This window comes from Micromonospora hortensis, from assembly GCF_022230935.1.
GTDB classification, from domain to species: domain Bacteria; phylum Actinomycetota; class Actinomycetes; order Mycobacteriales; family Micromonosporaceae; genus Micromonospora; species Micromonospora hortensis.
Map to the genome: position 1 here is coordinate 129,482 of NZ_JAKKFE010000054.1, position 24,420 is coordinate 153,901.

Genomic DNA, 24,420 nt, shown 5'->3' on the forward strand with positions numbered 1-24,420 from the left:
ACCTTGCTGCTCGACGCTGGCCCGGCGTGACTGGGCCGTCCCGGTGAACGCCGCGCCGGCCTGACCAGGAGGAATGGTCGCCCCCGAAGTGCTCACGTTCGTCGGTGGTAGTGGTTGCGGCGGGGGAGTTGTGTGGGGTCGAGCCAGGTGGGCGGGATGAACTCAGGGTGGCCGTCTCCGCTGAGCCGCACGGTCCAGTCGCTGTGGTGGAGGTGTCGGTGATGGTGGCCGCAGAGCAGCACCGCGTTGGCGAGGCTGGTCGGGCCGCCGTCGGCCCAGTGCCGGATGTGGTGGGCGTCGCACCAGCGGGGCGGACGGTCGCAGCCCGGGAACGCGCAGCCGCGGTCGCGCAAGACGAGGGCGCGGCGGAGGGGCCCGGTGATGAGGCGTCGTTGCCGGCCGACGTCGAGTGGTTGGCCTGCGCCGCCGAGGATGGCGGGGAGGATGGTGGCGTCACAGGCGAGGCGGCGCACGGTGTCGGAGGTGAGCTGCAGGCCGGTGTCGAGGGCGCCGCTGCCCAGCTGTCGGGTTAGCTCGTCGTAGCTCGTGGTGACGACGACCTGGGCGACGTCACCGCCGTGCTCGGGTAGGTCGCCGGTGCGCAGAGCGAGTCGGCAGACGTCGGCAAGGGCGTCGTGGCGGCGTTGGCCCGGGGTGCGGGTGTCGTCCGGGCCGGATGGTGCTGTCAGCGGGTCGATGGCGGCGCGGAGCGCGGCGGCGGCTTCGGTGTCGAGGACGCCGGTGAGTCGGAGTCGCCCGTCGGGCTGTTCGTTGATGGTGACGTGCCGGTCGCGTGCGGCCCGCGACTCGGCCGCCCTCAGCGCGGCGTCGGCGGCAGCGTCGGCAACCTCGGGGGCGATGTGGTCGAGGATGCGGGTGCCGAGTTTGCGCAGCAGGCTGGCGTCGAACTCGGCTGCCCAGTCGACGAGGACGCCGACGGCCTTGTCGGCCGCTTCAGGCCCCGCGGTGGCGTGCACGGTGGTGATGGTGTCGGCGATGACACGGACCTGCTCCACGTCGACCGTCCCGCCGGTCAACGCATCGCGCACTCCGGGCGGCGCGCTGTCGAGGGTCGCGGCAAGCTCGACCAGGCGACGGGCGGCACCGACCCCGAGACGTAACCGGTCGCGCAGCCACACTGCCGTCGAGGATGTGCCGTGCGCGGTCGCGGTGCCGCGGCCGTCCACCTCGCGCACCAGCATCAGTTTGACCGCCGCGAGGCGTTGCTCAAGGCGGTGTGCGGCGTGGAGCGCGGTGATCAGGTCATGCTCGGTGAGGGCCCAGGCGGCGACACTGACGCAGGCGGCGACCGCGTCCTCTGCCAGCGCCAACTCCTCAACCATGAACCGAGACTAGAACACACGTACGACAAAATCGGTTTTGCCGTGATCGATTAGTTCGTCGTCGTCGGCGGGCCCGGTCGACGCTGGCGTTGGTGCCGGCGGCGTGGACACCAACCGTCCTGGTCGATGTGCTGGCGAACTGTCGGCTGGCCGCTGTGCCGGCTCGGACCAGTCCGTCCGGTGGGCCAGCCCGGTCCGTGGACCGAGCTGGCCGGTGGGACCGGGCTAGAAGGTGTGTTCGGCGGCGGGGAACTCGCCGCCGCGGACCTCGTCGGCGAAACGGCGGGTGGCGTCGGTGAGAGAGCCGGCCAGATCCGCGTACCGCTTGACGAAACGGGGCGCCTTGCCCGTCCGCAGGCCGGCCATGTCCTGCCAGACCAGCACCTGCGCATCGGTGTCCGGGCCCGCGCCGATGCCCACAGTGGGAATCGGCAGCTCGTGGGTGATCCGCTTGGCCACCTCGCCGGGCACCATCTCCAACACCACGGCGAACGCGCCCGCCTCCGCCACCGCCCGTGCGTCGGCCAGCACCTCGTCGGCGGCGTCGCCGCGACCCTGCACCCGGTAGCCGCCCAGTGTGTGCTCGCTCTGCGGGGTGAAACCGATGTGCGCCATCACCGGGATGCCGGCGCCGACGATCGCGGCGATCTGCGCGGCGTTGCGGCGGCCACCCTCCAACTTCACCGCGTGACAGCCACCCTCCTTCATGAACCGGACGGCGGTGCGCAGCGCCTGGGCCGGGCCTTCCTCGTACGAGCCGAACGGCAGGTCACCGACGACCAGCGCCTGCCGGGTCGCCCGCACCACGGCCCGGACCAGCGGAAGCAGCTCGTCGGCGGTGATCGGCAGGGTGGTCTCGTAGCCGAACACGTTGTTCGCGGCCGAGTCGCCGACCAGCAGCACCGGAACACCGGCCTGGTCGAAGATCGACGCCGTGTACTGGTCGTACGAGGTGAGCATCGGCCACCGCTCGCCGCGCTCCTTGGCGGCCATCAGGTCGCGGGTGCGGACCCGTCGGGTGGCCGGGCCGCCGTACAACGCGGTCACCTCGTGCGGAGTGGACTCCACCATCTCTGTCTCCCTTCCTCGAGGCCGCCTGCGCGGTCCCCGGGTTCCGTCGCGATCGTCGCACCGCGAGACGGGCTGACGGCAGGGCCCAGTGCAAGATGTCACTCCACCAGCGCGGGGCCGCCCCCACCTGGCCAACCGGGACCGCGCCGCGCGGTCACCGCGAGGCGGCGCCGGGCCGCGCCACCGACCCGGCACCCCCAGGGGTACGGCTCAGCCGTGCTCGCGCCACCGGCTGGTGATCGGCAGACGGCGGTCCCGGCCGAACGCCTTCATGGAGATCTTCGTGCCCGGCGCCGACTGCCGTCGCTTGTACTCGGCGGTATCCACCAGCCGCAGCACCTTGTCCACGATCGCCGGGTCGTGACCCGACTCGACCAGCCCGTCGCGGCCGAGGTCACCGTCGACGTAGCCGATCAGGATCGGGTCCAGGACGTCGTAGTCGGGCAGGCTGTCGCTGTCGAGCTGCCCCGGGCTCAGCTCGGCGCTCGGCGGCTTGCCGATCGAGTTCTCCGGGATCGGGGCGGTCTCACCGCGCCGGGCCGCGTCCCTGTTGCGCCACTTCGCGAGCCGCCAGATCAGCGTCTTCCACACGTCCTTGACCGGGTTGAAGCCGCCCACCGAGTCGCCGTACAGGGTGGAGTAGCCGACCGCCAGCTCACTCTTGTTGCCGGTGGTCAGCACCAGGTGGCCCTCCTGGTTCGACAGCGCCATCAGGATCACGCCACGGACCCGGGCCTGCAGGTTCTCCACTGCCACGCCGGACAGCGACAGGTTGGCCAGGAAGCCGTCGACCATCGGCTGGATCGGCTCGACGCGGTAGTCCAGGCCGGTGCGCTTGGCCAGGTCGGCGGCGTCCTCCCGGGAGTGCTCCGAGGAGTGCTGGCTGGGCAGCGACACCCCGACCACCCGGTCCGGCCCGAGCGCGTCGACGGCGAGCGCGGCCACCACCGCCGAGTCGATGCCGCCGGACAGGCCGAGCACCACCGACGGGAACCGGTTCTTGTTGACGTAGTCACGCAGACCCAGCACCAGCGCCTGCCACACCTCGGCCTCGTCGGCCACCGGCTCGATCAGCCCGCCGGTGGCGGCCGGGCCGGACGGCGTGGGCGGAATGCCGTCCAGCGTGCTGTGCACGATCCGCATGCCGTCCGCGACGGTCTCCGTGGTCGTCGCGGCGCTCGCGGCCGGCAACTCGACGTCGTGCACGAGCAGGTGCTCGACGAACTGCGGTGCCCGGGTGAGCAGCTCACCGTCGGCGCTCACGATCATCGAGTCGCCCTCGAAGACCAGCTCGTCCTGGCCGCCGATCATGTTGACGTACGCGATGGCGGCGCCCGCCTCGGCGGCCCGGCGGCGAACCAGCGGCAGCCGGATGTCGTCCTTGTTCAGCTCGTACGGCGAGCCGTTGATGTTGACGACCAGGCCGACGCCGGCCATCCGGGCGGCGGCGAACGGACCGCCGGCCTGCCACAGGTCCTCGCAGATGGTCAGCGCGACGTCCACGCCGCCGATCCGCACCACTGTCAGCGCGTCACCGGAGACGAAGTACCGGTCTTCGTCGAAGACCCCGTAGTTGGGCAGGTGGTGCTTGAAGTAGCGGGCGGCCACGACGCCCCGGTGCAGCAGCGCGGCGGCGTTACGGGCACCCCGGCCCGGCTCGGCGTCCCCGCTGACCTGCGGCGGGCCGTCGGCGTCCAGGTAGCCGACCACGACCGGCAACTCGCCGAGACCGTCGGCGGCCAGGTCGGCGGCCAGCCGCTCCACGGCGGCCCGGGACGCGGCCACGAAGGAACGCCGGAAGACGAGGTCCTCGACCGGGTACCCGGTCAGCATCATCTCCGGGAAGAGCACCAGCTGGGCACCGGCATCGGCGGCCTGGCGAGTCCAGCTGCGGACCAGGTCGGCGTTTCCGGCGAGGTCGCCGACGCTCGGGTTGACCTGGGACAGGGCGAGACGCAGGGTGGGCATGCCTTCATCTTGCCCCAGCCTCGTCGCGACAATCCGTACCCTCCGACGAGATTGCCGCCACCCGCCCGCGACCGGCGTCCGAGAGGCCGCGGCGGCAGGAGCTCGGCCGTCGTGGAGGCGGTCTCGGCGGCACGGCGCTGGCCCGCGCTCGCCGGGCGGGACACGAGAGGACGGCCGGCGGCAGTTCGCGTAACGTCTGCGTAACCAGGCCCGGGAACACTGGGCGATCAGGCCGGGTACAGCCCGGCCAAGGCGGACAAAAGAGTGTCGCGAGGGGTTGGGGAAGTGGACCGTCAGCAGGAGTTCGTCCTCCGCACGCTGGAAGAGCGGGACATCCGGTTCGTCCGGCTGTGGTTCACCGACGTTCTGGGCACGCTCAAGAGCGTTTCGGTGGCACCCGCCGAGCTCGAGGCGGCCTTCGAGGAAGGCATCGGCTTCGACGGCTCGGCGATCGAGGGCTTCGCCCGGGTCTTCGAATCGGACATGGTGGCCATGCCCGACCCGACCACCTTCCAGGTCTTCCCCTTCGAGGGCGGCGTCAGCGGCGAGAGCGCCCGGATGTTCTGCGACATCCTGCTGCCCGACGGCGGGCCGTCCTGGGCAGACCCCCGGCACGTGCTGCGCCGCGCGCTGTCCAAGGCAGCCGAGAAGGGCTTCACCTTCTACACCCACCCCGAGATCGAGTTCTTCCTGCTCGAGAACGGTCCGCAGGACGGCTCGGTGCCCACCCCGGTCGACACCGGCGGCTACTTCGAGCACACCACCCACGCCGTCGCCCGGGACTTCCGCCGTCAGGGCGTCCTGGCGCTGGAACGGATCGGCATCTCGGTGGAGTTCAGCCACCACGAGGTCGCGCCCGGCCAGCAGGAGATCGACCTGCGCTACGCCGACGCGCTGACCACCGCCGACAACATCATGACCTTCCGGCACGTGGTCAAGGAGGTGGCACTCTCCACCGGTGTGCAGGCCAGCTTCATGCCGAAGCCGTTCACCGACCAGCCGGGCAGCGGGATGCACACCCACCTGTCGCTGTTCGAGGGGGAGCGCAACGCCTTCCACGACAGCGGCGACCCGATGAAGCTGTCCAAGGTGGCGAAGTCGTTCATCGCCGGCCTGCTGGTGCACGCCCGCGAGTACACGGCTGTCACCAACCAGTGGGTCAACTCGTACAAGCGGCTCTTCCCGCAGCACCTGCCCGACCGGATCACCGAGAGCCCGGCGTACGTCTGCTGGGGTCACCTCAACCGGTCCGCGCTGGTCCGGGTTCCCGCGTACGGCAAGCCCAACTCGGCCCGGGTCGAGGTCCGCTCGCTGGACCCGGCGGCCAACCCGTACCTCGCCTTCGCGGTGCTGCTCGGCGCCGGCCTCAAGGGCATCGAGGAGGGGTACGAGCTGCCGCCGGGCGCCGAGGACGACGTCTGGTCGCTGACCAGCGCGGAGCGGCGCGCCATGGGCTACGAGGCGCTGCCGGAGAACCTCGCCGAGGCGATCGACGTGATGGCCGGCTCGGAACTGGTCGCCGAGGTGCTCGGCGAACACGTCTTCGACTTCTTCCTGCGCAACAAGCGGGCCGAGTGGGAGCAGTACCGCCGTGAGGTCACCCCGTACGAGCGGCAGCGCTACCTGGCCCTGTAGACGCGGGGGCTGACGCCGTTGCGCGCTGCCGCTATCGTCTCGATCACCGCGCCGGTACCCTCCGGGCGGAGAGTCGGGAGGCAAGTCGGTGCTGGAGGATCTGTTCAGCGGTGCCTGGCAGAGCGTCGTGTTCGGGATCGTCGGCGTCGGCCTCATGGCCGCCGGCTTCGGGCTCGTCGACCTGCTCACCCCGGGCCGGTTGCGAGACCTGATCTGGGTCGAGCGCAACGCCAACGCGGGGTTGCTGCTCGCCGCCAACCAGCTCGGCATCGCCGGGATCGTCTTCACCGCGATCCTCACCAGCTACAGCGACTTCGGCAAGGGGCTCGCCTCCACCGTGGTCTTCGGACTGGTCGGGTTGGCGATCATGGCGCTGGCCTTCGTGGTGCTGGACCTGCTCACCCCCGGCAAGCTTGGCGAGGTCATCTGCTCGCCCGAGCCGCACCCGGCCGCCCGGGTCAGCGCCGCCACCCACTTCGGGGCCGCGCTGATCGTCTGCGCCTGCATCGCCTGAGCCGGTTGTCCGCGTCGACGCGCGGGTGGTCGTCTGCGGCGCTGTCTCAGTCGTCCGCGTTGCCGTGCGGGCGGGCGCCGGTGGGCGTCGTACCCCGGCCGTAGCGTGCCGGGCATGAACCGCACTGATCGCCTGTACGCGCTGGTCGAGGAGCTACGGGCGGTGTCACCGCGGCCGCGCAGCGCCCGTTGGCTGGCCGCGCGCTTCGAGGTGAGCAGCCGGACCATCGAACGGGACCTGGGCGCGTTGCAGGAGGCCGGTGTGCCGATCTGGGCCGAGCCCGGGCGCACCGGCGGCTACGTCCTGGACCGCGCCCGCACCCTGCCGCCGGTCAACCTGACCGCCGCCGAGGCGGTGGCGATGGCAGTGGCGCTGCACCGGCTCGCCGGCTCGCCGTTCGCCGGGCCGGCCGCCACCGCGCTGCGCAAGCTGGTGGCGGTGCTGCCGGCCGCCGACGCCGCCGAGGCACACCGCCTCGCCGGCCGGGTGCACCTGATCGGCGACGGGCCGGCCGCGCCCGTCCCGGCCACCGTCGCCGACGCGGTCACCGCGCGGCGGGTGCTGCGCATCCGGTACGCCGACCGCGCCGGCGCCGACTCGACCCGTGACGTCGAGCCACTCGGCTACCTCGGCAACTCCCGACACTGGTACCTGGTCGCCTGGTGCCGCCTGCGCGACGAACTGCGGTGCTTCCGCACCGACCGGATCCGGAGCGTCTGGGCGCTGCCCGACGTGGTGGCCCGGGAGCTACGCCTGACGGATCTCGACATCCCGCACGAGCGGGTCCGCCCGCTGAGCCTGGTGTGAGACGAGTTCGGCGCGGCGGGCTGGTGGGTCTCGTCGCGGGGAACCCCGCCGGGTGATCCGGAAACACCGACAGGACGCTGTCGCCAACGGCCCCGAGACTGCTCCAGACGACGGCCGAACGGCCGGCACGAAATTCTGGAGGCAGTAGATGTCCAGGTCCACCACGCCCATCACCTGGTTCGAGATCGGCACCGACCGGCCCGAGGACGCGGAGCGGTTCTACGGGGAGCTGTTCGGCTGGACCTTCGAGGAGCAGGGCTCGACCAACGGCGGGTCCTACCGCGTGACCGAGGCCGGCGGCGACACCGGGATCGGCGGGGCGATCCGGGCGACCGACGGCACGTCGCCGAACTACACGGTGTTCTACGCCGAAGTCGCCGACGTGGCGGAGACCTGCCGGCAGGCCGAAGCTGCCGGCGGCCGGGTCCTGGTGCCAGCGCGTACGGCACCGAGCGGTCTCACGTTGGCCCACCTACTCGACCCGGCCGGCAACCACCTGGGCGTGTTCACGCCCCCACCCCCGCAGCCCTGACCCCATTCCCGGAGCCGCGCTGATCCCCGGCTGGCCTGGCCGTGGGATCGGCACGACAGGGCGGACCGGGCCTGCCCCGGGCACGACAGGCCAAGGCCGGCCCCGGCCTGCTGGTGCCTGCCGGGGCCGGGCTCGCCGGACTACTTGCCGGGCGTACCAGCGCCGTGGTGGCCGCCCGGACCGCGGTGGCCGCCGGGGCCGGGGAAGACGCCGGCCTCGACGGCCTTGGTGATGGCGTCGGCCTGCTCCTGGGTGAGCTTGCCGTCCTTGACGGCCTGGTCCAGGCGCTGCGTGAGCGCGGCCTGCCGGTCCTCGGCGGACTGGCGCTGCGGTCGGTCGGTCGGGCGGTGTTGCTCGCGGATCTTCTCCAGTGCGGCGGTCACCTTGTCGGTGGGCACGCCCAGCTCCGTGGCGAGCGCCTCGGCGAACTCGCCCTGCCGGTCGGCCTTCGCACCCGGGGCCCCGCCGGGAGCCGGGGCGGTGCTGGCGCTCGGTGTCGGCGTGGCGGTGTCGGCGGCGAACGCGATCGTCGGGGCCGCGATCCCGACGCCGAGGACGCCGGCGGTGGCCAGGCCGGCCAGCAGGTGCTTCCTACGGATGGTGCGGGACATGCTGTCCTCCAGAGGTTCGGTCATCCTGCGCTGTCATCACCGACAGTGACCGGGGAGTCTGGGTGGGAGCCGTGGCGACCCTGTCAGCGAGCTGACAATCAGGGCCGGCGGTGGGCGAAATCGGTTGTGTGGTCGCTGGCCGAGCGGTCAGGGTGGACGATCCACCGACGGAAGGACACCACGGTATGACCGTCGAGATTCGGGAGATTCCACTCGTCGAGGCGGGCGCCGGGCCGTACGGCATCACGCCTGGCCCGGACGGCGCGCTGTGGCTGACGCTGGCCCACGCCGGCGGCATCGCCCGGTTGTCGCCCGACGGCGCGGTCCGGACCTACCCGCTGGATCCGGCCGGCGGTCGTCCGTTGATCATCACGGCCGGGCCGGACGGGGCGCTCTGGTTCACCCGCTCAGGAGACGACCGGATCGGTCGGATCACCGTCGACGGTGAGCAGCGCACCATCGCCCTGCCGGCCGGCACCGGGCCGGGTGGCATCGCGGCGGGGCCTGATGGCGCGCTCTGGTACGCCGGGATGACCTCCGACACCATCGGCCGGGTGGGGACCGACGGCACCCACACGGCATTCCCGCTGCCGGTGACCGGGGGATTCGCCTCGATGATCACTGCTGGCGCGGACCAGGCCCTCTGGTTCACCCTCAACCAGGCCAATGCCATCGGCCGGATCGACCTCGACGGCAGGGTGACGCTGCATCCATTACCGACCGCGAACGCGGGCCCGGTCGGCATCACACTGGGCGACGACGGCGTCATCTGGTTCGTGGAGATCGCCGCCGGTCAGCTTGGCCGGATCGACCCGGACGGCGAGATCGTCGAGTTCCCGCTGCCGGACCGGGCCGCCCGCCCGCACGCGATCGTGGCCGACCCGGACGGCGGCGTGTGGTTCACCGAGTGGGGTGCCAACCGGATCGGTCACCTCGACCCCACCGGACGGATCGAGGGCCACGCCCTACCCACTCCCAACGCCGAACCGCACGGCATCACCCGCACCTCCACCGGCATCTGGGCCGCCCTGGAAATCGGCGCAGTAGCCCACCTAACCCCACCCACCTTCTGACCGACCCCCGCCCGACCCCACCAACCCGCCGATCCCCCTCCCCCCGCCCCCGCCCCCCGCCCCCGCCCCTCCCCCCCGCCCCCGCCCTGGTTGATCAAGAGATTTGCGTCAGGATCCGCCCCGAACATGACGCAAACCTCTTGATCACCGGGGACGGCCGGGGGAGGGGGGAGGGGCCGGAGGGGAGCGGGTGGGGTGGGGGTTAGTGGACTGCTGGGGTTGCGGTGAGGGTGGCGGTGTTGGTGTCGAGGGTGGCGGTCGTGCCTACCGGGACCGTGAGCTGGTTGGGGCCGTGGCCGATGGGGAGGCCGCCGAGGACCGGTACGCCCAGGTCGCCGAGGCGTTCGGTGAGCACGTCGACGATTGTGGTGTCCCAGCCGTCGCCGCAGTCGGTGAATTGCCCAACCGCCACCCCGGCCAGTCCGTCCAGCGCGCCGGCCCGACGTAGGTGGGTGAGCATCCGGTCGACCTTGTACGGGGGCTCCTGCACGTCCTCGATCAACAGCACCGCACCGGTCAGGTCGGGTAGGTCCGGCGTACCGATCGAGGCGGCGATCATGCACAGGTTGCCGCCGAGCAGGGTGCCGGTGGCGCGACCCGGTACGCGTACGCCGAAGGTCTCCTCGGTGGGGACCGCGGTGATCGACACCGGTTCGGTGGTCATCAGCGCCGCGTGCAGGGATTCGGCGGAGCGCAGTGGCGTCCGCTCGTCGCGCCAGGCCGCCCCGGGGCCGTGCACCCCGGCCAGGCGGGCGCCCCGCCACAGTGCGAACTGCAACGCGGTGATGTCCGAGAAGCCGGCCACCACCTTCGGGTCGCGGCGGACGGCGGCCATGTCGATGGCGTCCACGACCCGCTGGGCGCCGTAGCCGCCGCGAGTGCAGATCACCCCGCGCACCTGAGGATCGGAGAAGGCCGCGTTCAGGTCGGCGGCGCGCAGGTCGTCGGTGCCGGCGAGGTAGCCGTGGCGGGCGTACGCGTGCGGCGCCGGCACCGGGCGTAGACCCCAGCCGGTGAGCAGTTCCATGCCCCGGGCCACCCGCTCCGGCGAGGTCGGCCCGGACGGCGACACCAGTAGCACCGTGTCACCCGGGCGCAGCACGGGCGGGCGTACGGCGGTGGTGTCCTCGCTGATCACAACCGCAGAGCCTAATCACCCCGACCATGGCCGGGCCGCCACCCAGCGGGCGGGCCCGTGCCGGGGGGTGGTGCCGTGCGGCGTACCGGCTAGCCTCGACCTGTGGCAACCGCGCTGGTGATCGAGAACGACCCGACGGACGACGCGCGCCGGCTGGGTGAGTGGCTGACCGAGGCTGGGCTGGAGCTGTGGGTGGTGCGCCCGCACGCCGGCGACGAGCTCCCCGCCGACCTGGAGGGGTACGCGGCGCTGGTGGTGCTCGGCGGCGACCAACAGGCGTACCCGTTGCCGGACGGCTCGCCCGGCGCGCGGTGGTTTCCCGCAGTGGAGGGCCTGCTGCGCAAGGCCGTCCGGTACCGGGTGCCGACCCTGGCGGTCTGCCTGGGCGCGCAGCTGCTCGCCACCGCGCACGCCGGGTTGGTGGAGCGCAGCCCGTCCGGGCCGGAGATCGGCCCCGGCGTGGTCGGCCGGCGCGACGCCGCCGAGAACGACCCGTTGTTCCGGTACGTGCCGTTGATCCCGGACGTGCTCCAGTGGCACGCCGACGAGATCACCGAGCTGCCTCGGGGCGCGACCCTGCTGGCCGCCTCCACCCGCTACCCGCATCAGGCGTTCCGCCTCGGTGACCGGGCCTGGGGGTTGCAGTTCCACATCGAGTGCGACGCCGCGATGATCGCCGACTGGGCCACCGACTCGGCGCAACTCGCCGAGCTGGGCTACGACCCGGAGCTGGTGGTCGCGGCCTGTGCCTCGGTGCTGCCCGACGTCGAGGAGGTCTGGCAGCCGTTCGCCGCCCGGTTCGCCGCGCTCGCCCTCGGCGAGTTGGACGACAGCACGACGCGGCGCGGCCTGCCGTTGCTCGGGCACTGATGAGCCGGCCGACCAGGGCACCGGGCCGGCTCGCCCGGTACGGCTTCGGCACCGCCGAAGGCGACGGCGGCGCGCGCGCCGCGGACCTGCTCGGCCCGGAGGGGCTGCGGCTGTGGCGGCCGGCCGAGCAGGAGCCGGTCGACGAGGCCGCTGCGGAGTTGCTCGCCGCGCTGTCCCGGGCCGCCGACCCGGACCTGGCGCTGCGCCAACTGCACCGCATCGTGGAGGCCGAGGGCCGCAGCATCGAAGGCGGCGCCGGAAGCCGGGCCGCCGACGGCCGCACCGCCGAAGGCGGCGCCGAATCGCCGCTGCTGGCGGACGTGTACGCCGATCCCGGGCTACGGCGGCGGTTGATCGCCGTGCTCGGCGCGTCGGCGGCGCTCGGCGACCACCTGGTGGCCCACCCCGAGCACTACCGGGCGCTGCGGACCGCACCGGACGGGCTCGCCCCGATCGCCGAGGGGCGGCTGGAGCCGGCCGACGGCGGCAACGCGGTGGCGGCGCTGCGGACCGCGTACCGCCTGGCGTTGCTGCGGATCGCGGCGGCCGACCTGACCGGCGGTCGCGGCCTGGAACAGACGATGGCGGCGCTCTCCGCGCTGGCCGACGCGACGCTCTCCGCGGCGTACGAGATCGCTGTCGCGGAGCTGGCGGAGGGGACCGGGCGGCCCCGGCTCGCGGTGGTGGCGATGGGAAAGTGCGGCGGCGGCGAACTGAACTACGTCTCCGACGTGGACGTCATCTTCGTCGCCGCCGAGGACGCCGACCTGTCCGCCGCGACACTGGTGGCGACCCGGTTGATCTACATCTGCGGGCTGGTCGCCTGGCCGGTGGACGCCGCGCTGCGCCCCGAGGGCAGCCGCGGCCCGTTGGTGCGGACCCTCGCCAGCCACCTTGCCTACTACCGGCGGTGGGCGCGCACCTGGGAGTTCCAGGCGCTGCTCAAGGCCCGTCCGGCAGCCGGTGACCTGCCGCTGGCCCAGGAGTGGATCGACCAGCTCGCGCCGCTGGTCTGGCGGGCGGCCGAGCGACCCGAGGCGGTCGAGGACGTCCGCGCCATGCGCCGCCGGATCATCGACCACATCCCGCCGAAGGAGCTGGAGCGCGAGATCAAGCGCGGTCCCGGCGGGCTGCGCGACATCGAGTTCGCCGTCCAGTTGCTGCAACTCGTGCACGGTCGCGGCGACGAGACGCTGCGCCCGCCGGGCACCATCCCGGCGTTGCGCGCGCTCGTCGCCGGCGGCTACGTCGGTCGGGCCGACGGCGAGGCCCTGCTGCGCGGCTACCGCTTCCTGCGCGGCGTCGAGCACCGGCTGCAACTCCAGGGCCTGCGTCGTACGCACACGGTGCCCGCCGAGCCGGGCGCGCTGCGCTGGCTCGCCGCCGCGCTGGGTTTCACTGCCGCGCCGGGGCGCAGCGCCGTGGAGAGCTTCCGGGCCGAGTGGGTCACCCACGCCACCGAGGTACGCCGACTGCACGCCAAACTGCTCTACCGGCCGCTGCTGGAGTCGGTGGCCCGGGTGCCGGCCGACGGGTTGCGGCTCACCCCGGAGGCGGCCAGGAACCGCCTGGAGATCCTCGGCTTCGCCGACCCGGCCGGGGCGTTGCGTCACCTCCAGGCGCTCACCGGCGGGGTGAGCCGCACGGCGGCCATCCAGCGCACCCTGCTGCCGGTGCTGCTCAGCGAGTTCGCCGACGCGCCGGAGCCGGACCGGGGGCTGCTCAACTACCGCAAGGTCTCCGACAAGCTGGGCAGCACCCCCTGGTATCTGCGGCTGCTGCGCGACGGCGGCCCGGTCGCCCGTCGGCTGGCCCGGGTCCTCGCCCTGTCCCGGTACGTGGCCGACCTGCTCGCCCGCGACCCGGAGGCGCTGCGGCTGCTGGCCGAGGAGAACGAGCTGGCGCCACGCGCGCCCGAGGTGCTGCGGGAGGGGTTCCTGGCGGCGGCGGCCCGGCACACCGACCCGGTCGAGGCCACCAGCGCGGTGCGCGCGCTGCGACGTCGCGAACTGGTCCGGGTGGCCTGCGCCGACGTGCTCTGCCGGGCCGGCGCGCTCGCGCCCAGCCCCACCCGGGCGGACGGCGCGAACCGGCCCGCCCGCGGGCTGTCCGACATCACCGCTGTCGGTACGGCGCTCGCCGACGTCACCGACGCCACACTGGCCGCCGCGCTGCGGGCCGCTCAGGCCAGCCAGCCGGCACCGGCGGGGCTGCGGTTCGCGGTGATCGGCATGGGCCGGCTCGGCGGGTACGAGTCGAACTACCTCTCCGACGCCGACGTGCTCTTCGTCTACGACCCGCCGCCGGGCACCAGCGAGAGCGCCGCCAGCGCCGCCGCGCACGCCGTCGCCGAGGAACTGCGCCGACTGCTCGGCGTGCCCGCCCCCGACCCGCCGCTGGGCGTCGACGCCGACCTGCGGCCGGAGGGCCGCCAGGGTCCGCTGGTCCGCAGCCTCGCCGCGTACGCGCAGTACTACGCCCGCTGGTCGCGGGTGTGGGAGGCGCAGGCGCTGCTGCGCGCCCGGTTCGTCTGCGGCGACGCCGAGCTGGGCGCCGAGTTCGAGGCGATGATCGAGCCGGTGCGCTACCCGGCGGACGGGCTGACCCGCGAGCAGGTCGTCGAGATCCGGCGGATCAAGGCCCGGGTGGAGACCGAACGGCTGCCCCGTGGCGCCGACCCGGCCACCCACACCAAGCTGGGGCGCGGTGGGCTCGCCGACGTGGAGTGGGCGGTGCAACTCGTCCAGCTCCGGCACGCCGGCGCGAACCCGGCGCTGCGCGGCACGCGTACCCTCGACGCCCTCGCGGCGGCCGAGCGGGCCGGCCTGATCGACCCGGCGGACGCCGCCGAGATGGCCGCCGGTTGGGCCCTGGCCGCGCAGGTCCGCAACGCGTTGATGCTGGTCCGGGGCCGGGCCGGCGACCAACTGCCCCGGCACGGCGTGGAGTTGGCCGGCGTGGCCCGGCTACTCGGCCGAGACGACCCGGGGGAGTTCCTCGACGAGTACCTGCGCACCGGCCGCCGCTCCCGCGCCGCTGCCGAACGGGTCCTCGATGCCTGACGCGTCGCCGCCCCCAGTCGGGCGGAGCGTCACGGGTTGGGCGGCGGCGACCGGTGTGGCGGTGCTGCTCGTCGTCGCGTTCCTCCTCGCGCCGCCGATGGGCACCGACCTCGCCGCCCAGGTGGCCCGCGTCGAGTTCACCGAGCGGTACGGGGCCGCGCCGGTCGACTTCGGCTGGTACGGCGGCGTCAACCAGTACGGCTACAGCCTCTTCACGGCCAGGTTCGGCGCGCTGATCGGGGTGCGTCCGCTGGGGGCGGTCGCCGCCGTGGTCGGTGCTGCCGCGCTGGGTTGGCTGTTCACCCGTAACCGGGCCCGCCGACCACTGCTGGCCGGCGTCCTCGGCGCTGTGGTGCTGGTCGGCAACCTGGCGAGCGGTCGCATCACCTTCGCGGTCGGGCTGGCGTTCGGGCTGCTGGCGCTCTGCGCGGTCAGCGCGCAACGCCCACCGCGTTGGCTCCGGTTGACGCTCGCCGCCGTCTGCGCCGCACTGGCGACGGCGGCCAGCCCGGTCGCCGGCCTGTTCACCGGGCTGGCCGGCGCGGCGCTGCTGCTGAGCGCGCTGCGCACCGGTGACGGGCCGGGCCGCCCGCTGCCCGGAGGCTGGCGAGCCGAGCGACCACTGGCCGAGGGGTTCGTCCTGGCCGTGGCGCCCGCCGTCACGCTCGCCCCGATGGCGTTCGTCTTCGGCAACGGCGGCACCCAGCCGTACTCGGCCGAGTCGATGCGCATCAACGTCGCGCTCGCGGTGCTGGTGGCGGTCGTGCTGCCGCGTCGCCGCCGGGTACTGCGCGTCGGCGCGGTGCTCACCGTGCTGCTCCTCATCGGGGCGTACTACGTGCCCAGCCCGATCGGTTCCAACGCGCTACGGCTGCCGATGCTGTTCGCAGTGCCCGTGCTGGCCGGATACGCCGCGTTGCCGGGACCGTGGCTGGCCGGGCTGCTCGCCGCGACCGTCTGGTGGCAGTCCCCGGTGATGACGAGCGACGTGACCCGGGCCGGCGCCCCGGAGAGCGCCGAAGGCTTCTACCAGCCGCTCGTCGCCGAACTCGACAGGCGGCAGCCGGTCGGGCGGGTCGAGGTGGTGCCGCTGCGCGACCACTGGGAGTCCGCGTACCTGCCGCCGACGGTGCCACTGGCCCGAGGTTGGGAACGCCAGGTCGACAGCGACCGCAACGCGCTGTTCTACGACGGCAACCTGAACGCGCAGACGTACGAGCAGTGGTTACGGCACGAGGCGGTGAGCTACGTGGTGCTCGCCCCCGACGCACCCGCCGACCGGTGGGCCCGCGACGAGGCCGCGCTGATCCGCGCCGGCCTGCCGTACCTGCGGGAGGTCTGGCGAGACGCCACCTGGCAGATGTACGCAGTGGTCGATCCGACCCCGCTGGTCGGTGCCCCGGGTCACCTCGTCGCCGCCGACCGCGGCGCGGTCCGCCTGACCGCCACGCCCGGGGACGTGCCGGTCCGGGTGCGCTGGTCACGCTGGCTCACTCTGAACGGCCCGGACGGTTGTCTGCGACCGGGCGCGGACGGGTGGACCGAGGTACGGGTCCGCGCCGCCGGCGACTACTCGATCTCCAGTGGGCTGGCACCGGCGCGCCACTGCTGACAGTGCCTGCCGTCGGCCTCCCACCGACGGGCTGGCAGCATGTCCGACGTGCCCTCCCACCTCGCGCGCTGGACCGGCCTGGCCGGCTCGATGCTGCTCGCGCTCTCCGCTTTCCTCGGCGGCGCGTTTCCCAGCGGCCCCCTGCGCAGCACCCCGGTCAGCATCTGGCAGGGGCCCAACGGCCCGCTGATCCTCGCCGCCTGGGCGGTCGGCACCGGCCTGATGGCGTACGCCTGGTGGGCGCTGCGTGACGGGGGGCCCTCGACGCGGTGGGCACTGGTCACCGTCGGGCTCTGGCTGCTGCCGTTGCTGATCGCGCCGCCCTTCGGCAGCCGGGACGTGTACGCGTACACCTGCCAGGGCGCCAGCTTCGCCGGCGGCATCAGCCCGTACGAACAGGGCGTCTCCGCGCTGCCCTGCCCGTGGCTGGACACGGTGTCGGTCATCTGGCGCGACACCCCGGCGCCGTACGGGCCGCTGTTCGTGCTCATCGCGGGCGCCGTGGTGAAGGCCACCGGTTCGCTGACCGCCAGCATCGTGCTGTTCCGTGCGCTGTCGCTGGTCGGCGTGGCCGTCGCCGCGTGGGCCCTGCCGGCGCTGGCGCGTCGGGCCGGTGTGCCGGCGAAGCGGGCGGTGTGGCTGGCGTTGGGTTCCCCGCTGGTCGCCGCGCACCTGATCGGTGGCCCCCACAACGAGGCGCTGATGCTCGCCGCGTTGGTCGGTGGGCTGGCAGTGGTGGCGACGCACCCGGGCCGACGCGGAATGCTGCTGGTCGGCGGGCTGCTCCTCGGACTCGCGGTGGCGATCAAGGTGACCGCCGTGGTGGTGGTGCCGTTCGCCGCACTGGCGGCCACCGCCGGGCCGTACCGGATCCGCACGCTGATTCGTGACGGCGGCTGGGTGGTCGGCGGCACCGTCGCCACGGTTGTCGGTGTGACAGTCGCCGGTGGGCTGGACTTCGCCTGGGTCGGCGGACTGTCCCAGAGTGGCGCCGCCATCGCCTGGACGTCCCCGTCGACAGCAGTGGGCCAGACGGTCGGGTACGTCGCGGCGCTGTTCGGCGGTCACATCGACGCGCTGCCGGTCACCCGCGGGATCGCCGTGGTCCTCCTGGCCGTACTGCTCGTCTGGCTCTGGTGGCGGGCCCGCACCCGCGACCCGCTGTACCACGCCGGCCTCGCGCTCGCCCTCACCGTCGCGCTCGCCCCCGTCGTGCACCCCTGGTACTGGACCTGGCCGCTGTTCGTCCTGGCGGCCACCGCCCAACGGACCAGATGGTTCATCGTGGTCGCAGTGGTCGCGTCCTTCCTGGTCCTGCCCGACGGCACCGGGTTTCCCCGGTACACCAAGACGGTCGGGGCGCCGCTGATGACGCTGTTGGTGATCGTGCTGGTCATCCGGTTGGTACGGTCGGCTCGGGCGGCCCGTCAGCCGGTCGCCGTCGATTGAGGGAAGGTGCGCCGGTGACCGCTCCCGGCCCGCCTGTTCCGCCGCCGCCTGTGACGTCGGCGTCATCGGGTGCCCGGTACGCGGGCCTGGCCGGCGCGGTTCTGCTCGCCGTGGCCGGATACCTCGGCGGGGCGCTGCCCGACGCCCCGCTGGGCGCGACACCCGCGTCGATCTGGCGAACCCCGGACGGCCCGGCGACGCTGACCTGCTGGCTGGCCGGCACCGTGCTGCTGGTCGGGGCGTGGTGGTCACTGCGCGAGGGTGCGCCGTCGACCCGTTGGGCGTACGTCACCGCCGGGCTGTGGGCGCTACCGCTGCTGGTCGCACCACCGTTGGGCAGCCGGGACGTCTACTCGTACGCCTGCCAGGGCTGGACGTACGCGCACGGCGTCGACCCGTACACAGTGGGGGTGGCGGCGGCGGGCTGCCCCTGGCTGGACACCGTGGCGCCGATCTGGCGGGACACCCCGGCACCGTACGGGCCGGTGTTCGTCCTGCTCGCGGCCCTCGCCGTCGGTCTCGGCGGCGGGCTCACCGGCACCATCGTGGCGCTGCGCGTGATCGCCGTGGCGGGGCTGCTGCTGGCCGCGCTCTGCCTGCCCGCTCTGGCGCGGGCGGCCGGGGTGCCGGCCCGGCAGGGGCGGGGAGCGTCGACCGGCTGGGCGGCCGGGGTGCCGGCCCGGCGCGCGGTCTGGTTGGCGCTGGCCGGTCCGCTGGTCGGCGTCCACCTGGTGGCCGGCGCGCACAACGACGCCGTGATGCTGGGCCTGCTGCTGTGTGGACTGCTGGTCGTGGTCCGTCGACCAGGTCGGCCGGCGGCGCTGCTGCTCGCCGGAGCGCTGCTCGGGTTGGCGGTCACTGTGAAGGCCAGCGCCGTGGTGGTGGTGCCGTTCGCCGTGCTGGCCGGGATGCCCGACCAGTACACCGTTCGGGCGTTGGTACGCCACTGTGGTTGGCTGGCCGGTGGGCTGCTCGGCGCGCTGCTGGTCACCTCGGCGGTGTCCGGCCTCGGCTTCGGCTGGGTGGGCGGGCTGACCCACAGCGGCGACTCGGAGCAGTGGACGTCACCACCCACCGCCGTGGGCTTCGTCGTGGACTACGTCGGCGCGCTGGTCGGCCGGGACCCGCAGGCGGTGCCGGTCCTCCGAGCGGTCGCGCTGCTGCTGCTCGTCGGGGTGCTGGTAGTGCTCTGGTGGCGGGCCTGGCAGATCCTGCGCGGGCTGAACGAGGTGGGGTGTTCGGGAGTGGCGCGGTCCCGGGTGGCGCTGCGCGGCGCGGCGTTGGCGCTGGTCGCCACCGTCGTCCTGTCCCCGGTCTTCCACCCCTGGTACGCGACCTGGCCGCTGGCGCTGCTGGCGCTCACCGCCGCCCGTACGACGTGGTTCGTGCTGCCCACCGCGGCGGCAGCCTTCCTGGCCCTGCCCGACGGCACCAACCTGGCCCGCGTCACCAAGGCACCCGGTGCACTGGCGATGACCGCCCTGCTCCTGACCGTGCTCGCCCGCACCCGGCGCGCCGCCCGCGCCGCCCGCCGCCGTTGATCATGAGGTTGACGGGGACAATCTGGACGGAACGCCCCGCCAACCTCATGATCGTCATCGTCTTGCGGTCAAGATCGTGCTCGAACGTGGATGTAGTGGTGTCCGACGCGATCGAGGCCACTACATCCAGGATCGAGCACGATCTTGAGGCGGGACGAAGGGGGTCAGGTTCGCGCGCCGCAGGTGGGGCAGGGCTGGCCCGAGGGTTGGGGGGTGGAGGTCCGGCGGGAGCGGAACACGACGGCCAGGAACAGTGCGGCCGGACCGGCGAGCGCGACGGCGACAGCGGTCACGGCCAGTTCCGCGAAGGTGATGGCGCCGTATGCCGGGCCGAAGCTGTCAGCCAGGCCGGGCACCGCCAGGAAGCCGGCGGGGGTGAGCAGTGTGACGAGCGCCCAGCCGCCGCGGGTGTCTCCGCCCAGTGCCAGACCCATGGCCAGCAGGGCCCCGACGACCAGCAGTAACCCGCCGACGGTGGGCAGGAAGACTTCCAGGGTGGCGCCGTAGTAGCTGCCGACCGCATCCAAGCCCACCAGGAATTCCGTCGCCACCACCGCCGACAGCGCGGACAGCGCCGGCGCGAGGCGGGTCGCCCGGGATGCTCGGTCGGGCAGGGCGAGCCCCAGCAGGCCCAGGGCCACCTGCGGCAGCAGCACCATCAGCGGCGGTCGGAGTGCGTCGAGCGCCGCGGCCACCGGTGGCAGCGCGATCGTGACCAGGAGCGCGAGGGTGATGGCCCACCGGGCGACCCGGCTCGGCGCGACGGCGATCACCGCCGTCGCCAGCAGCCATGCCGCCCACGCGACGACGCCGAGCGAGACGAACGGGCCGACGTGGGGGAGGCCCCACTCCACGGGTGGCGGATGCAGCTCCGCCGTACCCCAGACGCCGGCGAGGGCGCTCGCGGTGACCAGGGCGAGCAGCGCCGCGAGGCGTACCCCGGGGATCAGGTCGGTGATGCCCGCGGCCCGCAGTCGCTGGCGGAGGCCCCCGCGCAGCAGGTCCGCGGCGTCCACCGGCGCCGGCCAGCGTTGGTCGGGGGCGGCCAGGTCGAGGTAGGTACCGACGATTTCGGCGCCTCGGGCACGCCGGTAGTCAGCGGGGTACGCGCGCAGCAGCCGGAGGTATCGGCGTTCCAGGTCGTTCATGCCAAGCCTCCGGCCGTGCGTGGGGTGGTCGGGAGGGCGGCGCGAGTCCGCTTGGACAGCCGGGCGGTGGCGGCTTCGACGTTGCGGCGCAGCCGCTCGGTCTCGGTGCTCAACGTGGTCTCGCCGCCGGGGGAGAGGCGGTAGTAGCGGCGCAGTCGGCCGTCCACCACCTCTTCCCTGTCGACCTCGACGAGGCCGGCGTCGACCAGCCGGTCGAGCGCCCCGTAGAGCGTTCCAGGGCGTAGCGACACCCGGTTGTCGGAGAGGGCGGCGACCTCGCCGATCAGCCCGTAGCCGTGCATCGGCTGGCCGGCCAGCGCGGTGAGGATCAGGAAAGTCGGTTCGCGCAGTGGTGTGTCCACCGGAGCAATATATCGGACGCGAAGGTATGCCGGAGGGCAGCGCACAGCGAGCCGGGCCGGCTCCGCGGTGAGCGGAGCCGGCCCGGCCGGTGTTTCAGCGACTGCTCAGCAGTCGTCGTGCGTCTGACTGCTCAGCAGTCGTAGTACATGGCGAACTCGTGCGGGGTCGGGCGCAGGCGCACCGGGTCGACCTCGTTGGCGCGCTTCCAGTCGACCCAGGTGGAGATCAGGTCGGGGGTGAAGACGCCACCGTCGAGCAGGTAGTCGTGGTCGGCCTCCAGCGAGTCGAGCACTGCCGACAGCGAGCCCGGCACCTGCTTGACGTCGCCCCACTCCTCCGGCGGGAGGTCGTAGAGGTCCTTGTCGATCGGCGTCGGCGGCTCGATCTTGCTCTTGATGCCGTCGAGGCCGGCCATCATCATGGCCGAGAAGGCCAGGTAGACGTTGGCCGACGGGTCCGGGACGCGGAACTCGACGCGCTTGGCCTTCGGGTTCGCGCCGGTCACCGGGATGCGGGTGCAGGCGGACCGGTTGCGCTGCGAGTAGACCAGGTTGACCGGCGCCTCGAAGCCCGGCACCAGACGACGGTACGAGTTGATCGTCGGGTTGGTGAAGGCCAGCAGCGACGGCGCGTGGTGCAGCAGACCGCCGATGTACCAGCGGGCCATGTCGGACAGGCCGGCGTAGCCGGTCTCGTCGTAGAACAGCGGCTCACCGTTGAGCCAGAGGCTCTGGTGGGTGTGCATGCCGGAGCCGTTGTCGCCGAACAGCGGCTTGGGCATGAACGTCGCGGTCTTGCCGTTGGCCCAGGCCTCGTTCTTCACGATGTACTTGAAGAGCTGGAGCTGGTCACCGGCGTGCAGCAGGGTGGAGAACCGGTAGTTGATTTCGGACTGGCCGGCGGTGCCCACCTCGTGGTGCGAGCGCTCCACGTTGAAGCCGGTGTCGACCAGGCGGCGCACGATCGAGTCACGCAGGTCGGCGTAGTGGTCGACCGGCGGGACGGGGAAGTAGCCGCCCTTGTACGCGGTCTTGTAACCGCGGTTGCCGCCCGGCTCTTCGCGGCCGGTGTTCCAGGCGCCCTCGATCGAGTCGATGTAGTAGAACGACTGATGCGCCGAGGTCTCGTGACGGATCGAGTCGAAGATGTAGAACTCCGCCTCGGCGCCGAAGTAGGCGGTGTCGGCGATGCCGCTCGCCGCCAGGTACGCCTCGGCCTTCTTCGCCACGTTACGCGGGTCGCGGCTGTAGGCCTCGCGGGTGAACGGGTCGTGGATGAAGAAGTTGAGCGCGAGCGTCTTCTGCGCGCGGAACGGGTCGATGAACGCGGTGGCGACATCCGGGAGCAGGAGCATGTCCGACTCGTGGATCGCCTGGAAACCGCGGATCGACGAACCGTCGAACGCGAGGCCGTCGGTGAAGAGGTCGTCGTTGACGGACTCGACCGGCAGATTGAAGTGCTGCATCACGCCGGGCAGGTCACAGAAACGAACGTCGACGAACTTCACGTCCTCGTTCTTGAGGTATCGCAGCAGTTCCTCGGGATTGGCGAACACACATCCTCCTGGCACGTCCACGGGGTGGCTAGGCTTCTGGCGACGCTAGGGCCGGGGGGTTGCCCGGCCGTGTCTCCGTTGTTTCTGCCGTGTTACGTCCCTCGCGGAGCGTCAGCGACGCCCCGGTCCGCGCCTCGGCCCGCCAGGAACGCCGTACCGACTGTGCCAGTGTAATGACATCTGATGCCTTTGGCCTGAATCGGCACACAGCGGCGGTGGCACCCGGCAAGCCCTCATCCCGGCGCGGATACCCTTGACCGCTGTGACCAACCCGCACCTTCCGGCAGCGCCGGCCACCGATCCCACGTTCACCGCGCCGAGCCTCGGTCGGCGGTTCGGGGCGCTGATCATCGACTGGGTGCTCTGCCTGCTGGTGTCCAACTTCTTCGCCGACCCGGTACGCGACGGATGGGCCCCGGTGCTGGTGCTCGTCCTGGAGTACGGCATCTTCCTCGGCCTGTTCGCCCAGACGCCGGGCATGTACATCACCAGGATCCGCTGTGTGACCTGGCACGACGGTGGCCGGATCGGCGTGCTCCGGGGGCTGATCCGTGGCCTGCTGCTTGCCCTCGTCGTCCCCGCACTGATCATGGACGAGCACCGGCGCGGCCTGCACGACCGAATCGCCGGCTCGGTCATCGTCGACGCCCCCCGCGGCTGAGGCCGACCCCGCCAAGGCCGGTCCGGGGCCGCGCGACCCCGCAACCCGCAACCCGCAAGATCGCGCTGATCGCGCTGATCGCGCTGATCGCGCTGATCGCGCTGATCGCGCTGATCGCACTCGATCCTGGATGTAGTGGCATCCTCCGCGCCTGAGGCCACTGCATCCAGGATCGAGCACGATCATGGCGAGGGCGAGGGCGAGGGCGAGGGCGAGGGCGACGGCGGCGGCGAGGCCAACGGCGCCGGCGACGGCGAGGGCAAGGGCAAGGGCAAGGGCGACGGCGACGGCGGGCGGAGCGTCGGGGGTGGGCACCTCAGGGTGTACGTGAAAAGAGCCGGACCCGCACGGGTCCGGCTCTTACGCGTACACCTGGGGTCAGCGGCCCCGCGACTGGCGGAAGGCGCCTGGCGGCCGCATGTTCTTCGGGATCGCGCCCTTGGGCATCTGTGGCCGGGCGGTGAGCGCCTTGAGTCGCTTGTCCAGCGAGTTGACGTCCTTGCCGGAGAGGGCGCGGGGCAGGCGCAGCAGCGTCGTCCGCAACTTGCGGATCGGCAGCTCGCCTTCCTCCTGCCCGATCACGTAGTCGTGCAGGGGAGCGGAGCCGATCACCTTGGACAGCCGCCGCTTCTCCTGGCCGAGCAGGCCGCGCACCCGCTGCGGGTTGCCCTCGGCCAGCAGGATCACGCCCGGGCGGCCGATCACCAGGTGGACCATGTCCATCTGGGTCGTCGAGCTGACCGCCGGGGTCACCCGCCAGTCGCCGCGCATGTTCTCCATGATCTGCGCCGCCGCGCCGGGTTGCCCCTCGGCGGCGTTCATCATCGCCTTGTTGGACCGCAGGTTGAGCACGATCAGCACCGCGAGCAGGACGAACAGGATGCCGATCGGCAGCCAGATCCAGCTCCAGAGGATGACCGCGACCACGGTGAGCGCGAGCGGGATGAGCACCGCGGCGGCGACCAGCGGCGCGAACCACCGGTCCTGCTTGGCGGTGAACTGGAACACCATCCCGATCTGCTTCAGCCGCTGGCCGAACGAGACCTTCTCCTGGGGCTTTGCCATGCCGCAGAGTCTAGTGGTCGCCGCCGGCCCGGTTGATCCGCGTCCGGGTGCCGGGGCAGCTGAGTACCTTACGTCGCCGTACGCGCCCGGACAGGACGGGTAAGGAGGCTGTGGGCGGCGAAGATGAGGCGCCATGCCCATGCCCGGGTGGGGCCTTCGCGCGAAGAGTCGTCAGCAGAAGACGACGACGCCACGAAGGAGCCCGACATGTTCGGCAACGACGCAGATTTCCTGCTCACACTGCACCGTACCCACTCCGCCGAGCTGCGCGCCGACGCGGCCGCGGACCGGCTCGCCCGGTCGCTGTCGCGTCCGGTCAGCCGAGGGTGGTTGGGCCGGCGCAGGCAGGCCGGTCGCACCAGCGACGCCCGCCGGTGACCGCGCCCACGGCGCCCGCCACGC

21 protein-coding genes are annotated in these 24,420 nt (G+C 72.8%); 12 read left to right on the forward strand and 9 right to left on the reverse strand.

The window, feature by feature from the left end; translation table 11 throughout:
* Positions 1 to 92: 92 nt before the first annotated feature.
* From NIE111_RS28010 to NIE111_RS28020, 3 genes are all read right to left on the reverse strand, one after another.
* Positions 93 to 1,343: an HNH endonuclease signature motif containing protein gene (locus NIE111_RS28010; RefSeq protein WP_238687286.1), complete on the reverse strand. Its 1,251-nt coding sequence runs from the start codon at positions 1,341 to 1,343 to the stop codon at positions 93 to 95.
* 225 nt (positions 1,344 to 1,568) lie between these two features.
* Entirely contained in the window at positions 1,569 to 2,414 is an 846-nt protein-coding gene (gene panB, locus NIE111_RS28015; protein WP_238687287.1) for a 3-methyl-2-oxobutanoate hydroxymethyltransferase, read from the reverse strand.
* Positions 2,415 to 2,624: 210 nt separating this feature from the next.
* Complete coding sequence (locus NIE111_RS28020; protein WP_238687288.1) at positions 2,625 to 4,382, reverse strand: NAD+ synthase; 1,758 nt, start codon at positions 4,380 to 4,382, stop codon at positions 2,625 to 2,627.
* A 285-nt stretch (positions 4,383 to 4,667) separates the two neighbouring features.
* Here NIE111_RS28020 and glnA (NIE111_RS28025) point away from each other — a divergent pair, with 285 nt between their 5' ends.
* The 4 genes from glnA (NIE111_RS28025) to NIE111_RS28040 all read left to right on the forward strand — a co-directional run bounded on the left by glnA (NIE111_RS28025) (position 4,668) and on the right by NIE111_RS28040 (position 7,870).
* On the forward strand, positions 4,668 to 6,017 hold the full coding sequence (glnA, locus tag NIE111_RS28025) for a type I glutamate--ammonia ligase (protein ID WP_238687289.1): 1,350 nt from the start codon (positions 4,668 to 4,670) through the stop codon (positions 6,015 to 6,017).
* A gap of 88 nt (positions 6,018 to 6,105) precedes the next feature.
* Positions 6,106 to 6,531 (forward strand): DUF350 domain-containing protein, encoded by a 426-nt coding sequence (locus NIE111_RS28030; RefSeq protein WP_112582646.1) that lies wholly within the window; start codon positions 6,106 to 6,108, stop codon positions 6,529 to 6,531.
* Between the two features lie 114 nt (positions 6,532 to 6,645).
* A complete protein-coding gene (locus NIE111_RS28035) occupies positions 6,646 to 7,338 on the forward strand; it encodes a helix-turn-helix transcriptional regulator (RefSeq protein ID WP_238687290.1) in 693 nt (230 codons plus the stop codon).
* 148 nt (positions 7,339 to 7,486) lie between these two features.
* On the forward strand, positions 7,487 to 7,870 hold the full coding sequence (locus NIE111_RS28040; RefSeq protein ID WP_238687291.1) for a VOC family protein: 384 nt from the start codon (positions 7,487 to 7,489) through the stop codon (positions 7,868 to 7,870).
* A gap of 140 nt (positions 7,871 to 8,010) precedes the next feature.
* On the opposite strand, the gene NIE111_RS28045 is transcribed toward NIE111_RS28040, so the two are convergent.
* A complete protein-coding gene (locus NIE111_RS28045; RefSeq protein WP_238687310.1) occupies positions 8,011 to 8,481 on the reverse strand; it encodes a hypothetical protein in 471 nt (156 codons plus the stop codon).
* 185 nt (positions 8,482 to 8,666) lie between these two features.
* On the opposite strand from NIE111_RS28045, the gene NIE111_RS28050 reads away from it, so the two are divergent.
* Entirely contained in the window at positions 8,667 to 9,554 is an 888-nt protein-coding gene (locus tag NIE111_RS28050; RefSeq protein ID WP_238687292.1) for a Vgb family protein, read from the forward strand.
* A 202-nt stretch (positions 9,555 to 9,756) separates the two neighbouring features.
* Here NIE111_RS28050 and NIE111_RS28055 read toward each other — a convergent pair whose 3' ends face one another.
* Positions 9,757 to 10,692: a S66 peptidase family protein gene (locus NIE111_RS28055; protein ID WP_238687293.1), complete on the reverse strand. Its 936-nt coding sequence runs from the start codon at positions 10,690 to 10,692 to the stop codon at positions 9,757 to 9,759.
* 102 nt (positions 10,693 to 10,794) lie between these two features.
* Between NIE111_RS28055 and NIE111_RS28060 the strand changes: the two genes are divergently transcribed.
* Genes NIE111_RS28060 through mptB (NIE111_RS28080) form a run of 5 tightly spaced genes read left to right on the forward strand, consistent with a single transcriptional unit; the run spans position 10,795 to position 19,226 of the window.
* The gene (locus tag NIE111_RS28060; RefSeq protein WP_238687294.1) at positions 10,795 to 11,562 is read left to right on the forward strand and encodes a type 1 glutamine amidotransferase; all 768 of its coding nucleotides are present in this window, start codon (positions 10,795 to 10,797) and stop codon (positions 11,560 to 11,562) included.
* Positions 11,562 to 14,624 (forward strand): bifunctional [glutamine synthetase] adenylyltransferase/[glutamine synthetase]-adenylyl-L-tyrosine phosphorylase, encoded by a 3,063-nt coding sequence (locus NIE111_RS28065; protein ID WP_238687295.1) that lies wholly within the window; start codon positions 11,562 to 11,564, stop codon positions 14,622 to 14,624. The genes NIE111_RS28060 and NIE111_RS28065 overlap by 1 nt, the downstream gene beginning before the upstream one ends.
* Positions 14,617 to 16,236, forward strand: coding sequence for a hypothetical protein (locus NIE111_RS28070; RefSeq protein WP_238687296.1), 1,620 nt, complete (start codon positions 14,617 to 14,619; stop codon positions 16,234 to 16,236). The genes NIE111_RS28065 and NIE111_RS28070 overlap by 8 nt, the downstream gene beginning before the upstream one ends.
* Before the next feature lie 48 nt (positions 16,237 to 16,284).
* The gene (gene mptB, locus NIE111_RS28075; RefSeq protein ID WP_238687297.1) at positions 16,285 to 17,685 is read left to right on the forward strand and encodes a polyprenol phosphomannose-dependent alpha 1,6 mannosyltransferase MptB; all 1,401 of its coding nucleotides are present in this window, start codon (positions 16,285 to 16,287) and stop codon (positions 17,683 to 17,685) included.
* 14 nt (positions 17,686 to 17,699) lie between these two features.
* Positions 17,700 to 19,226, forward strand: a complete 1,527-nt coding sequence (gene mptB / locus NIE111_RS28080; protein WP_238687298.1) for a polyprenol phosphomannose-dependent alpha 1,6 mannosyltransferase MptB — start codon at positions 17,700 to 17,702, stop codon at positions 19,224 to 19,226.
* 164 nt (positions 19,227 to 19,390) lie between these two features.
* On the opposite strand, the gene NIE111_RS28085 is transcribed toward mptB (NIE111_RS28080), so the two are convergent.
* From NIE111_RS28085 to glnA (NIE111_RS28095), 3 genes are all read right to left on the reverse strand, one after another.
* Positions 19,391 to 20,374, reverse strand: coding sequence for a hypothetical protein (locus NIE111_RS28085; RefSeq protein ID WP_238687299.1), 984 nt, complete (start codon positions 20,372 to 20,374; stop codon positions 19,391 to 19,393).
* The gene (locus tag NIE111_RS28090; RefSeq protein ID WP_238687300.1) at positions 20,371 to 20,736 is read right to left on the reverse strand and encodes a PadR family transcriptional regulator; all 366 of its coding nucleotides are present in this window, start codon (positions 20,734 to 20,736) and stop codon (positions 20,371 to 20,373) included. The genes NIE111_RS28085 and NIE111_RS28090 overlap by 4 nt, the downstream gene beginning before the upstream one ends.
* Before the next feature lie 131 nt (positions 20,737 to 20,867).
* Positions 20,868 to 22,292, reverse strand: a complete 1,425-nt coding sequence (gene glnA, locus NIE111_RS28095; RefSeq protein WP_112671701.1) for a type I glutamate--ammonia ligase — start codon at positions 22,290 to 22,292, stop codon at positions 20,868 to 20,870.
* 262 nt (positions 22,293 to 22,554) lie between these two features.
* Here glnA (NIE111_RS28095) and NIE111_RS28100 point away from each other — a divergent pair, with 262 nt between their 5' ends.
* The gene (locus NIE111_RS28100; RefSeq protein ID WP_308193766.1) at positions 22,555 to 22,953 is read left to right on the forward strand and encodes an RDD family protein; all 399 of its coding nucleotides are present in this window, start codon (positions 22,555 to 22,557) and stop codon (positions 22,951 to 22,953) included.
* Between the two features lie 378 nt (positions 22,954 to 23,331).
* Here NIE111_RS28100 and NIE111_RS28105 read toward each other — a convergent pair whose 3' ends face one another.
* A complete protein-coding gene (locus tag NIE111_RS28105; protein WP_091407420.1) occupies positions 23,332 to 24,018 on the reverse strand; it encodes a DUF4191 domain-containing protein in 687 nt (228 codons plus the stop codon).
* Between the two features lie 207 nt (positions 24,019 to 24,225).
* Here NIE111_RS28105 and NIE111_RS28110 point away from each other — a divergent pair, with 207 nt between their 5' ends.
* Positions 24,226 to 24,396: a hypothetical protein gene (locus NIE111_RS28110; RefSeq protein ID WP_238687301.1), complete on the forward strand. Its 171-nt coding sequence runs from the start codon at positions 24,226 to 24,228 to the stop codon at positions 24,394 to 24,396.
* Positions 24,397 to 24,420 lie beyond the last annotated feature (24 nt).